We start from the raw sequence: 13,052 nt of genomic DNA on the forward strand, positions 1-13,052 counted from the left end.
TTTCTTTGGGTACATCAGTCCGTGATAAGAGGTGCATCATAAATGAACACCTCGTACTGCGCAATTTTTATACAGCACTCAGGACTGATTAAATTTGAACAACGGTAGCAGGTAGCGTTGCGCCTCCTGGGTGATAATGTCGAAATATTCTGGCTCCAGCGTTCTCCATAAACGTTGATACCACACATCGTCACCTTCGCCACGTACCATCATGTTCCCTTCGTAGGCCTGTAAAAACTTGCTGCGCGCTTTCTGGAGCGAAGCCTCATCCGTTAACATGGCATCATTCTGCGCGTCGTAACAGGCTTTTATCCATGCCCCCCCACTTTCAGGCAGCAAAAGCAGAGGTTTGTTCATGCCCTGACGGTAACCTTCAATATAAAGCGACAGATACGTCAACGCCTGCTCAGGCTCCATCGACGGGAAGCGCCATTCGCCGTCCTTACGTACAAACAACCGGCTTTCACCTTCGTGACCACTCGCACTGTAGACAAGATGTTCGAGCCAGAGTTGCAGGCCATGTGAAACGCTGAGCAAGGATGGGCGCCAGCGCAGCAGCCCGTCAGACTGCACGTGCGTGAGCCAGCCGCTGAGGTGCATACCGTTACAATCGAGATCGATTTCAATGCTGCTCGCCGGCTGCCGACACGCGATAACGCGGTCAGCTAGCGCTCGCATCTCCTCGCACTGGGCATCCCAGACGATTTCGCCGAATGCACCATACGGAAGTAATCCCGACGCTCTGTAACGTCGGAACAGTTTACTGGCGTCTTCTTCATCAACCAGCGCATTCAGAAGCTGGGAATTAAGCTTAAAACGCTCCAGCCCATCAAGAATAAACGGTTCCGCATCGGGGATTTCGCTCTCTTCCGAGCGAAAATTCACCTGCAAGCGTTGCTGGAAAAACGCCCGAACCGGGTGTGCCCAAAAGCGCTGTAGCTGCTCAAACGTGAGGGTATCTATGGCGCGCGGTTCGAGCGTCTGAATAAAATCGGTTTGTGGCGTCCCCGCTTTCTTCGCGGCGGGAAGCCACTCGCGGGCATAGCTTTGCAGTTCATCAGGAACGTAATTGACAGGATCAAACGGCATACGGCTATGGTGACAGGTGATGTGCGCTTTCACCCGACGTTCGCTTTCATCGCAGTTGCAGGCTTCGTCGCCTGGCAGATAATGGCTCTGTCCAATATAGTCCACCAGCTCCTGCACCAGTACAGACGGGAAACGCTCGCTGTTATCCTGAATAGAGCGACCGATATAGCTGATATACAGCCTGTTTTGCGCAGACATCAGCGCCTCAAGGAAGAGGTAACGGTCATCATCGCGGCGGCTGCGGTCACCCCGCTTCGGTTGTGCGCTCATGAGATCAAAACCCAGGGGTGGCAGCGCACGCGGATAAATACCGTCGTTCATGCCAAGCAGACAGACCACTTTGAACGGGATTGAACGCATTGGCATCAGGGTACAAATATTCACCGGCCCTGCCAGGAAGCGCTGGCTGATGCGCTCCTGATCGAGGCGTTGCGTCAGCTCATCACGCAGAAGCGAAAGGGGAACCGCCTCGTGATAGTGCGAATTAACCCCCTCATCGACGATGGCCTGCCACTGCTTCTCGATAAGCGCCATGGCGGCTTCAGTTTCGCTGTCCGGCAGGAAGAAATCATTCAGCATTTCACGACAAACTGGCAGCCACTCTTCGAGCGGGCGGGGCTGCATCAACGCACGGCGCCAGCGGTTGAGCTGCATCAGCAGCGAGGCTAAGTGACCAACCAGTTCCGCGATCAACCCACTGGACTCATCGTACGGCAGTACGTCATTCCATTCGCCGTGGATGCTCTCCATCGCATACCCCAGCAGCATACGCGTCAGGCCAAACTGCCAGGTATGCTGCCCGGTCGCTGGCAGTTCGAACTCCTGGACGTTATCATCGTCGATACCCCAGCGGACACCGGATTCGTTGACCCACTGGCGCAGATAGCGCAACCCCTCTTCGTTAATGTTGAAACGTGCGGCCAGAACAGGCACATCCAGCAATGCCAGCACATCCTCAGAGATAAACCGGCTATCAGGCAGCGAAAGCAGGCTGATAAAGGCCTGTAGCGCAGGGTGTGACTGACGAGCGCGACGGTCAGAAATTGCGTAGGGAAGATAGCGGTCGCCCGTTGCGCTGCCAAATACCGCCTGAATAAATGGGCTGTAGCTGTCGATATCCGCCACCATCACCACGATATCGCGCGGTGTCAGGGTTGGGTCGTCCTGTAACATGGCCAGCAGACGGTCATGCAGAATTTCAACTTCACGCTGTGGGCTATGGCAAACGTGGATCGCGACACTGCGATCGTCAGGATCCAGTTTTCGCTTCTTATCGCTTCGCGCAAACTCCTCGGCGGTGATCCCGGCAACGGCACGGTTTTCTAAATCCAGTATATCGAGCTGAATATTGTGCAGCAGGCTATCCGGCGTAATATCCGCAAACGCATCCACATCCCCTTCTCCCGAAGAGGTGATATCTGAAAGCAGATAAATATAGTCGCGTCCGAGCTTGCCCCACGAGGCAAGCAGCGGGTTCGGCAGGTTCTGAATCCCCTCCTCATCAAAAAGCTGCGCCGCATTTTCACTGTCTTTAAACAGCGGCACGGCACGTTCTTCAAAGAGACGTTTTCTCTGGCGGGTGACCAGCCGTGATAGCCAGCGCGGATCCTGAATATCCCCCCAATAGTGCCGACACGGGTTGGTAAAGAGGATATGGATATCAGTGTGCTTACCGAGCGCTTTTAGCGCGTTCAGGTAGACAGGCGGCAGTGCGGAGATACCGCAAATGAATACGCGTGACGGCAAACGGGCTGGCCGTTCTGCGCTGTTCTCAAGTATCGAGATAAAGCGATCGTACAAGTTAGCACGGTGCCACTTAGGCTGACCGAGGTTCCCGGTATGCTCGACCAGCGCTTTCCAGAGCGGCGCCTGCCAGATTTGCGCTTCCGGTAACCCATCAACTAATTCTCCCGCTTCCCAGCGAATCAACCATTCTGCCCGGTAAACCAGATATTGGTCGTAGAGATCGGCGGTACGTGAGGCCAGCTGAAAAAGTTTACGCTTGTCGGTGTCGTCATTCAGGTAGTGGCGGAGCATGGCGAACTCATCATGCGCCAGCATGTCCGGCAGCAGCGTCATCAGTTTCCAGGCCATGCTTTGTTTGTTGAAAGCGCTCTGCTCAGGGATATCCGGCAGAACGCGAACAAACATCTCCCAGATAAAGCTCGCGGGCAGCGGAAAATCAATGTTCGCCGCAATGCCAAATTTCTGCGAAAGGGACATTTGCAGCCACTGCGCCATACCGGTGCTCTGCACCAGCACCATTTCTGGCTCAAACGGATCGTCAAGACGCTCTTGCTCAACGATATACTCCATCAGTGCTTCCAGCACATCCAGACGATTTGAGTGGTAAACCCTTAGCATAAACGCTCCCGACTACCGGCTAACCGGGCAATGCAGACGCGTCAACGCACCCTGCCGCCCCATAGGAGAAATAAGTGTGACCGTGATGCTGACACATCCGGACTGTGTTGTCTGCCCCCGACTGACCTGCCAGCCCGGCGGGAGCGTTAATGTTGAGATCTGCGACTGATTCCACGCATGATGCCATAGCTGACGATACTGGCTAAGTGCCGCGTACCGGACTGCCAGCGCGCGATGATAGCCGGATAACGCCGTCACAACCACAACCAGTAACATCATTGCCAGCAAAACCTCAACCACGCTAAATCCTTTTTGTCTGCTCAGGGTAACTGACATAGCGCACTTTCCTTAAGGGGGCAGAAATCACTCCAGCCGTGGGCGGAAAAGCGTATCTGCCCTTCCGCGATGTCCCCGCCTCGCCATAGCAACAGATCGTCATTTCCGGCAATAAGCAAAACACGCTCCCCTAACAGCCTTACACAGACCCGCAAACGTTGTGTCTGTTTACACTGAACCTCTGGCTGTAAAGCCCATTCCTGAACGCGTCCCCACTCCAGTGCAGATTGCACGGCAGCCTGCTGGCGAACAGACAAACTCTCGCCACTCACCAGCGTGCTAAAGGTTTGCAACTGCTTATTTAATCCGGTGAGGATCAGCGTGCCGAGCACCAGTAACAGCAGAACCAGCGCCAGCGATGACATGCCCCGCTGACGATTCACAGATTAAACCCCGTTACGACGTGGCGGGCCGAAAAGGGTGTGGCCACCCCACCTTTGCGGCGGGCGCGCAGCTCGATACTGATGATCGGCGCAAAGCCAGCACGATCGGTTTTAGTGACCATAAACTGCTCTATCAGGACCCGATCCGGGTCGGTGAGCTTATCCCATCCCTTACCGTCACAGGATGTGGCGCCCCGCAGCGTTTCAAGCGATCCGGACTCAAGCCGGAATCCCGTACTGTCATTTTCTGACGCGGTAGTGTCCCACTGGCCGTTGCTGTTCGCATCCCAATGCACAATCGCACATCGTCCTTGCCTGCCGATGATCATCCCCTGCCCCTGCCCCTGGCACTGCCCTGCACAGTATCCTGCTCGCTGAAACTGTTTACCGATTGCGAACAGACGTTGCCAGACCTCATCCTCCAGCTCCTGTTGCCCGGATTGCAGTAAAACACCCCGCTGTAACCCCGGTAAAAAACGTGACGTGCTGAGTAACAGAATGCTGCTTATCGTCATCGCAATCAGCACTTCCAGCAGTGAAAACCCTTTTCGATTTACTGGCATGCACCTTCTCCTGCGGCATTGCACAGCCTGATACGTCCGCCATTTGAGACAACAACCCACCACGCACCAGCGTGGCTCTGCACGCGGATATGCCCGGCCCACGCGGTATCCCTTAAGCCGTAAAATCCCAGCGCTGGTGTTATGTCGCTTATCGTGACCCCAGGCCACATCGGCTTCATTACGAACGGTCCGCCGCTGTCACAACCGTTAACCGCTGAACTGGCCAGACAGTTCTTTTCACCGTCGTTATACAGCGCGATCCTGTGCTCGCTGTTGTGACGGTTGGCGTCATTGCGCAAAAACACCAGGTAATCCCGCACCTGGCAGGCGGTTTGCCAAAGCCGCTGCCGCTGCTGCCAGCTGTCCCAGCCATAGAGCCCTGTGGCGCTGAGGATCACTGTCAGCGAAACGGCGATAAGGGTTTCGATAAGCGTAAAGCCTTGTTCGTTTTTCATGGCGGGAGTGTGGCGGAATAGCAAAAACGGTGCGAGCGTCAAACCAGAACTTTACGAGCCGCTTTCAGGAGATTTTCACCCGTTGCAACGCGTTGCATCATCTCTGGAAACAGGCTCGAAAAACAAAACGGGCGTGAAAAAAAACCGGCGCTAAAGAGCACCGGTTGTGTCAGGATTTGCCGTATCAGATGGCGACAGGAGCTTTAATGCCGGGATGCGGGTCGTAACCCTCAATCTCGAAATCATCAAAACGGTAATCGAAGATCGATTCCGGTTTACGTTTGATCACCAGCTTCGGCAATGCACGCGGTTCGCGCGTCAGCTGGAGATGCGTCTGTTCCATATGATTACTGTAGAGGTGGGTATCACCGCCCGTCCAGACAAAATCACCTACGTCAAGATCGCACTGCTGCGCCATCATGTGCACCAACAGCGCGTAGCTGGCAATGTTAAACGGCAGGCCGAGGAATACGTCACAGGAACGTTGATAGAGCTGGCAGGAAAGCTTGCCGTCCGCCACGTAGAACTGGAAAAACGCATGGCAAGGCGCCAGCGCCATTTTATCCAGCTCACCCACGTTCCAGGCAGAAACAATGATACGGCGCGAGTCCGGGTCATTTTTCAGCTGGTTCATGACGGTCGTGATCTGGTCGATATGGCGGCCGTCCGGGGTAGGCCACGCGCGCCATTGCTTACCGTATACCGGACCCAGGTCGCCGTTCTCATCTGCCCACTCGTCCCAGATGGAGACATTGTTTTCATGCAGATAAGCAACGTTGGTATCGCCTTGCAGGAACCAGAGCAGTTCATGAATGATCGAGCGCAGATGGCAGCGCTTCGTTGTCACCAGAGGAAAGCCTTCTTGCAGATTGAAGCGCATCTGGTGGCCAAAAATGGAGAGCGTACCGGTGCCGGTGCGGTCGTTTTTCGGCGTGCCCTCGTCGAGCACTTTTTTCATCAATTCAAGATACTGTTTCATGATTCCTCAGGAAAGTTGTTGCTGTGGACGACGACGATACGCCCAAATCATCATAATGGCACCCGCGACAATCATCGGGATGGAGAGGATCTGCCCCATGCTGATGTACTGTACCCATTCGCCGGTAAACTGCGCATCCGGCTGGCGGAAGAACTCGACGATGATACGGAATGCGCCATAGCCAATCAGGAACAGACCAGAGACAGCCCCCATTGGGCGCGGTTTGCGGATATACAGATTCAGGATGATAAACAGCACCACGCCTTCCAGCGCCAGTTCGTAAAGCTGAGACATGTGGCGCGGCAGAACGCCGTAGGTATCGAAAACAGACTGCCACTCAGGATGCGAAGGCAGCAGCGCGATATCCTCCGCGCGGGAGCCCGGGAACAGCATGGTAAACGGCACGCTCGGATCGACACGCCCCCACAGTTCACCGTTGATGAAGTTGCCCAGACGCCCTGCGCCCAGCCCAAACGGGATTAACGGCGCAATAAAGTCAGCCACCTGGAAGAAGTTACGTTTGGTGCGTTTAGCAAAGATCACCATGACCAGGATCACACCAATCAGCCCGCCGTGGAAGGACATGCCGCCGTCCCAGACGCGGAACAGATAGAGCGGATCGTTCAGGAATACCGGGAAGTTGTAGAACAGGACATAGCCGATGCGGCCGCCCAGGAACACGCCGAGGAAGCCGGCATAAAGCAGGTTTTCCACTTCGTTCTTTGTCCAGCCGCTGCCTGGACGACTGGCGCGACGGCCAGCAAGCCACATGGCAAAGACGAAGCCCACGAGGTACATCAGACCGTACCAGTGCAGCGCTACAGGCCCTATTGAGAAAATGACCGGATCGAATTCCGGAAAATGCAGATAACCACTGTTCATCTGTCACCACAAGATGTTGTTATTCCGCTGAAAGTGGACAGCGGGTGAATTGCATTCCCGCCGTTGGCAGGTGCTCCAAAGTTGCGAATCATAGCATAAGGCAGGCGCGGAGGATGCGCCTGAGATGTAAAAGATGTGTATAGGGTTTTATGCGCGCGGTTCCCCCTCACCCTGGCCCTCTCCCCAAAGGGGCGAGAGGAATGTTAGCTGCTCGCATTAATTTGTGGGGATCCCTCAGCCGTGTGGGAGAGGGGAAAAGGCTTTAGCGACCACCGCGGATCAGGCCGCCCATACCGCGTCGTTCCATAAATGCCGCCACCTGGTGACGAACCTCGGCCGCCAGCTGCGCGTCAAGGCTGCGTTCAGCCAGCTCGCGGGCATCATTGACGTCAATATGACGCAACAAATACTTCACGCGCGCTACGGCGCGGCCGTTCATCGACAGATGGCGATACCCCAGACCAATCAGGATCGCGACGCACATAGAGTCTCCGGCCATTTCACCGCACAGGCGTAGATCGATACCGTACTGTTCAGCCTCACGGGCGATCATCGCCAGGGCACGAAGCATCGCCGGATGCAGGCTGTCGTAGATGCTGGCAACGCGCGTATTGTTGCGATCTACTGCCAGAATGTATTGCGTTAAGTCGTTGGTGCCAACGGAGATAAAATCAACGCGGGTCGCCAGCTGCGGCAACATAAAGACCATCGAAGGCACTTCAAGCATTACGCCGATACGGGGTTTTGGGATGGCATAGCCGATCATCTCTTCCACTTCGCGTCCTGCACGTTCTATCAACCGCCGCGCTTCGTCGATCTCGTCAATACTGGTGACCATCGGCAGCAAAATGCTGAGATTCCCCGTGGCCGCGTTGGCACGCAGCATGGCACGAACCTGGATAAGGAAGATTTCCGGCTGATCGAGGGTTATGCGGATCCCACGCCAGCCGAGGCAGGGGTTCTCTTCACTGATGGGCATATAGGGCAGTTGCTTATCCGCGCCGACGTCCAGGGTACGTAACGTTACGGGTTTGTCGTTAAACATCTGCAACATGCCCTGATACTGCGCAACCTGCTCCTCTTCTGAAGGGAAGCCGCTTTGCAGCATGAACGGTATTTCAGTGCGGTAGAGACCAATACCATCAATGCGGCTGCCGAGCTTCTCCTCGTGTTCGGGGCTTAAGCCCGCGTTGAGCATTACCTTCACCCGCTCACCGCTTTTCAATTGCGCGGGCAGGTTGACGTCGTCTTCCGCCAGTTTACTTAATTCATTCTCTTCGCTGATAAGACGCTGGTACTCCTGAAGGAGAATCGGTTCAGGATCCACCAGCAACTCACCGCGATATCCATCCACCACCAGCGTGCGGCGATGCAGTACGGAGGGCTGAATATCCGCCCCCATCACGGTCGGAATGCCGAGCGCACGCACCATAATGGCGGCATGGGAGTTAGCAGCGCCATCGCGCACCACTACGCCCGCCAGCCTGTCCTGCGGTAATTCCGCCAGCGTCGTCGCCGAGAGCTCATCGGCCACCAGCACAAACCGGTTCGGCCAGGCATTCGCTCCCTGAATAGTATCATCGAGGTGGAACAGCAGACGTTGCCCAAGCGCGCGTAAATCGCCGGCTCGCTCTTTTAAATAACCGTCAGTCAATACCGCAAACTGCTCGGCAAATTTTTCTATGACCTTTTTAACCGCCCACTCTGCCACCGAACCTTTATCGACCTCGGCAAATAACTCACGACGCAAACGCGCATCGGAAAGCAGGTGTGAGTAGAGGTCGAAAATAGCCGCCGTCTCTTTTTGCGCGCCAGCGGCAAAGCGTTTGCTGTAGCGACGAAATTCATTCGCCGCTTCTTCCAGCGCAGCGGTAAGCCGTTCGCGCTCAAGCGCTTCATCCAGCGTAGAAGCTTCGTAGACCTGCTCCATCAGCGGGAGCGTGGCATCCATCCAGCCTTCGGCAATCGCGACGCCCGGCGAGGCCGGAAGCGCGCGGATGCGGGTATGACGATACTGCCCAAAAAGGGCTGCCAGCTGAGACTGGGAGAGGATCGCAGCCATCTGCGTTGCCAGCGTGACGAGGAAAGACTCCTCGCTTTCGTCGTACTGTCGCAACTCTCGCTGCTGGACAACAAGCACGCCAAGCAGTTGACGGCGCTGAATAATCGGCACGCCAAGGAAAGCGCGGAAACGCTCCTCTTTAACGGAAGGGATATATTTGAAGCTGGGGTGTTTTTGCGCATCGGCAAGGTTGATGGGCTCCGCCAGTCGCCCGACCAGGCCAACAATACCCTCATCAAACGCGAGCGTGACGGTGCGTCCCCGTGGTTTTTTTAATCCGCGGGTTGCCATCAGGTAGTAGCAACGTCGGTCATGGTCGGCCAGATAGACCGAACAGACCTCGGTTTCCATCGCAAGACAGATGTCCGTCACCAGAATATTCAGCGCCTCGTTGAGGCGAGGCGCGCTGGCAACCTTTTCAACTATTTCTCGCAAGCGGGTGAGCATGATTTGCGTAACTTAACCTCTTTTACGTCGCCAGGCAGGTGCGCTCTGTGGCTTCGGAGGTGTCTCCTGAAGCTGCATCACAACACTTGCGAACTCTTTCATCACCCTACGGTATACATCGCGCTTGAATGACACGACCTGACGAACCGGATACCAGTAACTTACCCAGCGCCAGCCATCAAATTCTGGCGTGCTGCTGGTTTGCATATTGATATCTGAATCGTTGCCCACCAACTGCAAAAGAAACCACTTCTGTTTCTGGCCGATACAAACCGGCTTTGTGTCCCAACGCACCAAACGTTTCGGTAACTTGTAACGCAACCAGTTGCGGGTCGAAGCCATGATGCGAACATCTTTGCGGCTTAAACCAACCTCTTCAAACAGCTCCCGGTACATCGCTTGTTCTGGGGACTCTCCGGGATTGATCCCGCCTTGCGGGAACTGCCAGGAGTGCTGACCATATCGCCGGGCCCACATCACCTGGCCCTGACGATTACAAATTACTATTCCAACGTTTGGGCGGTAGCCATCGTCATCAATCACCGGACTACCCCAAACTAAATCTGATATATGAACGATTGTTTCACACTACAGGGAGGCGGTAAACCACTCTCTTACAGGCCTGCAACCGTATAACATTTGAATAACTCACAATTTTGTGAAGAGTTATAAACAGATGAAGGCGACAGAGACCATTTTTATTCACCTTTTCTGTGGATATAGTTGTGAAGAAGTACGGAATTACCGATGAACAACCTTGTAGCCCGACGAGCTGCAAATTTACCCCGACCAGAATAAAAGATTTAAATTCATATACTTATATTGAAATTAAGGGTATCCCGGGCGATAAACGTGACGATCGTCACACCAAAGATCCTCCTGCTGATGAAAGATCGAACAGCGTCGGTTTTATCCACAGTTTGTGCCAATAAGTTAGGCACAATTTGTGTGAAAATTCGATTTTCATCGCACGTCAAGGCTGTAAATTGAAACAGTAGTGGCAGTTATTCCCAGTTATCCCATTTTTCTGTGGATAACATGGTGTAAGATCCTGTTTATTGTCAGTGACCAGAATTGCACAACCTGTTTTTTAGGCGCCGCGCGACGGATGACATTCTAAAAAAGATGATATAAATCACCCACATGGAATAGGTACGCAGAAAAAGGTAAACTCTGTCCACAAGGGATAAAATATCAGCTCATTTTTTAACCAGAAGGTTGTTTGCATGCATTCTCTCGCCCCACTGCTCTCTCCTCCCGTCAGTGAAGCCCAGTTGCTCCAGCAGGCACAACGTCTGGCAGGCTATTCACTGGGCGAGCTGGCCGTGATGGCGGGGTTGATGATACCTAACGATCTAAAGCGTGATAAGGGCTGGATCGGCGTGTTGCTGGAACGCTGGCTGGGCGCAAGCGCGGGCAGTAAACCAGAGCAAGATTTTGCGGCGCTGGGGGTGGAACTGAAGACGATCCCCATCGACAGCCAGGGGCGGCCGCTGGAAACCACCTTTGTCTGCGTTGCGCCGCTCACGGGTAACAGCGGAGTGACCTGGGAAACCAGTTACGTCAGGCATAAGCTGAAGCGAGTGTTGTGGGTACCCGTTGAGGGCGACAGGCAGATCCCGCTGGCAGCGCGTCGCGTTGGCGCCCCGCTGCTCTGGAGCCCGAATGAAGAAGAAGAGAGACAGCTCTCTCAGGACTGGGAAGAGTTAATGGATATGATTGTGCTGGGACAGGTTGAGCGGATCACCGCCAGGCATGGCGAAGTGCTGCAACTTCGTCCCAAAGCCGCCAACAGCAAAGCGCTCACTGAAGCAGTAGGCGCGCACGGGGAACCGATCCTGACGCTGCCGCGCGGTTTCTATCTCAAAAAGAATTTCACCGGGGCGCTGCTGGCACGCCACTTCCTGTTGAAAACATAGTTTTTTACCAATTTTGAGCTGCCGCTAACATAATCTCCTCCTTTTTAAGATTTCCCCCCTTTCACCTGTCGTAATATCAGGTTATTACTACACTATGATTTGATACGAGCCAGGTGAGGATGAGAACGATGAAAAAATGGGCAGTAATTATCTCAGCAGTCGGTTTAGCGTTTGCGGTATCGGGTTGTAGCAGCGACTATGTCATGTCAACGAAAGATGGTCGTATGATCCTGACCGATGGCAAACCCGAAGTCGACGACGATACCGGTCTGGTGAGTTACCGCGATCGCGAAGGCAATCAAATGCAGATTAATCGCGACGAAGTCTCCCAGATCATCGAGCGTTAAACAGATAAAGGTCAGTAGCTTGCTGGCCTTTTTGATTTTTTCCTTCCCCTTTTGTCTTCCCTCTGCCATGTTTATATTCCTTTGTCGGGAGGTTCCTGACGCGGTCTGTATGTCTAAAAAAGGAAAGCGGCTATGCATTATCACCGTATCCCCCACAGCGCTCTGGAGATCAGCCAACTGGGGTTGGGCACTATGACATTTGGTGAACAAAACAGCGAAGCCGATGCCCATGCACAACTCGATTACGCCGTCAGTCAGGGCATCAACCTGATTGACGTGGCGGAGATGTACCCTGTTCCTCCACGCCCGGAAACACAAGGTCTTACCGAAACGTATGTCGGCAACTGGCTGGCGAAACGCGGCAATCGCGAAAAGCTGGTTATCGCCTCCAAGGTTAGCGGCCCCTCCCGTAATAACGATGCCGGGATCCGCCCTAACCAGATCCTCGATCGAAAGAATATCCGTGCCGCGCTGGATGCCAGCCTCAAGCGCCTGCAAACCGACTATCTCGATCTTTATCAGGTGCACTGGCCGCAGCGTCAGACGAACTGCTTCGGTAAGCTTGGCTACACCTGGAACGAGAGTGCTCCGGCCGTTAGCCTGCTGGAAACGCTGGAAGCGCTTACGGAGTGCCAGCGCGCGGGTAAGATCCGCTACATCGGCGTCTCCAACGAGACGGCGTTTGGCGTGATGCGCTATCTGCATCTGGCCGATAAACACGACCTGCCGCGCATCGTGACCATTCAGAACCCGTACAGCCTGCTTAACCGCAGTTATGAAGTGGGTCTGGCGGAAGTGACGCAGTACGAAGAGGTGGAGCTGCTCGCCTACTCTTGCCTGGGCTTCGGTACTCTGACGGGCAAATACCTGAACGGCGCGAAACCGGCTGGCGCGCGTAACACGCTTTTCAGCCGCTTCACCCGCTATAGCGGTGAGCAGACGCAAAAAGCCGTTGCGGCCTATGTGGATATCGCGAAGCGTCACGGACTCGATCCGGCGCAAATGGCGCTGGCCTTCGTGCGTCGCCAGCCATTTGTGGCAAGTACCCTGCTCGGCGCAACGACGATGGATCAGTTGAAAACGAATATTGAGAGTTTCCATCTGAACCTGAGTGAAGAAGTATTAGCGGAGATTGAAGCGGTGCATCAGGTTTATACCTACCCGGCACCGTAAAAAAGCAAAACGGCAACGCACGTTGCCGTTTTTAGAGTTTTCACCCTCTCTCT

The 13,052-nt window shown here is 54.5% G+C and carries 12 protein-coding genes and 1 pseudogene; 4 read left to right on the forward strand and 9 right to left on the reverse strand.

All coding sequences use genetic code 11. The features are described 5' to 3' along the window. Positions 1 to 78 precede the first annotated feature (78 nt). From recC to rppH, 9 genes are all read right to left on the reverse strand, one after another. Complete coding sequence (gene recC, locus G6Q29_RS14665) at positions 79 to 3,453, reverse strand: exodeoxyribonuclease V subunit gamma (protein ID WP_165466196.1); 3,375 nt, start codon at positions 3,451 to 3,453, stop codon at positions 79 to 81. Between the two features lie 12 nt (positions 3,454 to 3,465). Then, complete coding sequence (locus tag G6Q29_RS14670; protein ID WP_165466197.1) at positions 3,466 to 3,789, reverse strand: prepilin-type N-terminal cleavage/methylation domain-containing protein; 324 nt, start codon at positions 3,787 to 3,789, stop codon at positions 3,466 to 3,468. Further along, complete coding sequence (locus G6Q29_RS14675) at positions 3,774 to 4,172, reverse strand: DUF2509 family protein (RefSeq protein ID WP_165466198.1); 399 nt, start codon at positions 4,170 to 4,172, stop codon at positions 3,774 to 3,776. Before G6Q29_RS14675 ends, G6Q29_RS14670 begins: the two co-directional genes overlap by 16 nt. Next, positions 4,169 to 4,735 carry a prepilin peptidase-dependent protein gene (locus G6Q29_RS14680; protein ID WP_165466199.1) on the reverse strand — a complete coding sequence of 189 codons (567 nt, stop codon included), beginning with the start codon at positions 4,733 to 4,735 and terminating at the stop codon, positions 4,169 to 4,171. The genes G6Q29_RS14675 and G6Q29_RS14680 overlap by 4 nt, the downstream gene beginning before the upstream one ends. Then, positions 4,726 to 5,190 (reverse strand): prepilin peptidase-dependent protein, encoded by a 465-nt coding sequence (locus G6Q29_RS14685; RefSeq protein ID WP_165466200.1) that lies wholly within the window; start codon positions 5,188 to 5,190, stop codon positions 4,726 to 4,728. Before G6Q29_RS14685 ends, G6Q29_RS14680 begins: the two co-directional genes overlap by 10 nt. A gap of 184 nt (positions 5,191 to 5,374) precedes the next feature. Next, positions 5,375 to 6,169 carry a thymidylate synthase gene (gene thyA, locus G6Q29_RS14690; protein ID WP_165466201.1) on the reverse strand — a complete coding sequence of 265 codons (795 nt, stop codon included), beginning with the start codon at positions 6,167 to 6,169 and terminating at the stop codon, positions 5,375 to 5,377. Between the two features lie 6 nt (positions 6,170 to 6,175). Next, complete coding sequence (lgt, locus tag G6Q29_RS14695) at positions 6,176 to 7,051, reverse strand: prolipoprotein diacylglyceryl transferase (protein WP_063869279.1); 876 nt, start codon at positions 7,049 to 7,051, stop codon at positions 6,176 to 6,178. 262 nt (positions 7,052 to 7,313) lie between these two features. After that, on the reverse strand, positions 7,314 to 9,560 hold the full coding sequence (gene ptsP, locus G6Q29_RS14700) for a phosphoenolpyruvate--protein phosphotransferase (protein ID WP_165466202.1): 2,247 nt from the start codon (positions 9,558 to 9,560) through the stop codon (positions 7,314 to 7,316). Between the two features lie 12 nt (positions 9,561 to 9,572). Next, positions 9,573 to 10,103 (reverse strand): RNA pyrophosphohydrolase, encoded by a 531-nt coding sequence (gene rppH / locus G6Q29_RS14705; protein ID WP_165466203.1) that lies wholly within the window; start codon positions 10,101 to 10,103, stop codon positions 9,573 to 9,575. 454 nt (positions 10,104 to 10,557) lie between these two features. On the opposite strand from rppH, the pseudogene G6Q29_RS21740 reads away from it, so the two are divergent. The 4 genes and pseudogenes from G6Q29_RS21740 to G6Q29_RS14720 form a co-directional block, all read left to right on the forward strand. Beyond that, positions 10,558 to 10,632: pseudogene (locus G6Q29_RS21740) on the forward strand (hypothetical protein); the annotation flags it as partial. A 154-nt stretch (positions 10,633 to 10,786) separates the two neighbouring features. Continuing rightward, positions 10,787 to 11,479, forward strand: a complete 693-nt coding sequence (gene mutH, locus G6Q29_RS14710; protein ID WP_165466204.1) for a DNA mismatch repair endonuclease MutH — start codon at positions 10,787 to 10,789, stop codon at positions 11,477 to 11,479. Positions 11,480 to 11,607: 128 nt separating this feature from the next. Further along, positions 11,608 to 11,826, forward strand: a complete 219-nt coding sequence (locus tag G6Q29_RS14715) for a YgdI/YgdR family lipoprotein (protein ID WP_003862794.1) — start codon at positions 11,608 to 11,610, stop codon at positions 11,824 to 11,826. Between the two features lie 132 nt (positions 11,827 to 11,958). After that, positions 11,959 to 12,999, forward strand: a complete 1,041-nt coding sequence (locus G6Q29_RS14720; RefSeq protein WP_006811821.1) for an NADP(H)-dependent aldo-keto reductase — start codon at positions 11,959 to 11,961, stop codon at positions 12,997 to 12,999. The last annotated feature ends 53 nt before the right edge of the window (positions 13,000 to 13,052 follow it).

This window comes from Enterobacter cloacae, assembly GCF_011078175.1.
In the GTDB taxonomy this organism is placed as follows: Bacteria; Pseudomonadota; Gammaproteobacteria; order Enterobacterales; family Enterobacteriaceae; genus Enterobacter; species Enterobacter cloacae_Q.

What these genes read in the sequence shown, in the direction of transcription:
- recC (WP_165466196.1), bottom strand. Translation starts at nt 3,453, where the DNA reads ATGCTAAGGGTTTACCACTCAAATCGTCTGGATGTGCTGGAAGCACTG.
- G6Q29_RS14670 (WP_165466197.1), bottom strand. Translation starts at nt 3,789, where the DNA reads ATGTCAGTTACCCTGAGCAGACAAAAAGGATTTAGCGTGGTTGAGGTT.
- G6Q29_RS14680 (WP_165466199.1), bottom strand. Translation starts at nt 4,735, where the DNA reads ATGCCAGTAAATCGAAAAGGGTTTTCACTGCTGGAAGTGCTGATTGCG.
- G6Q29_RS14685 (WP_165466200.1), bottom strand. Translation starts at nt 5,190, where the DNA reads ATGAAAAACGAACAAGGCTTTACGCTTATCGAAACCCTTATCGCCGTT.
- thyA (WP_165466201.1), bottom strand. Translation starts at nt 6,169, where the DNA reads ATGAAACAGTATCTTGAATTGATGAAAAAAGTGCTCGACGAGGGCACG.
- lgt (WP_063869279.1), bottom strand. Translation starts at nt 7,051, where the DNA reads ATGAACAGTGGTTATCTGCATTTTCCGGAATTCGATCCGGTCATTTTC.
- ptsP (WP_165466202.1), bottom strand. Translation starts at nt 9,560, where the DNA reads ATGCTCACCCGCTTGCGAGAAATAGTTGAAAAGGTTGCCAGCGCGCCT.
- mutH (WP_165466204.1), top strand. Translation starts at nt 10,787, where the DNA reads ATGCATTCTCTCGCCCCACTGCTCTCTCCTCCCGTCAGTGAAGCCCAG.
- G6Q29_RS14715 (WP_003862794.1), top strand. Translation starts at nt 11,608, where the DNA reads ATGAAAAAATGGGCAGTAATTATCTCAGCAGTCGGTTTAGCGTTTGCG.
- G6Q29_RS14720 (WP_006811821.1), top strand. Translation starts at nt 11,959, where the DNA reads ATGCATTATCACCGTATCCCCCACAGCGCTCTGGAGATCAGCCAACTG.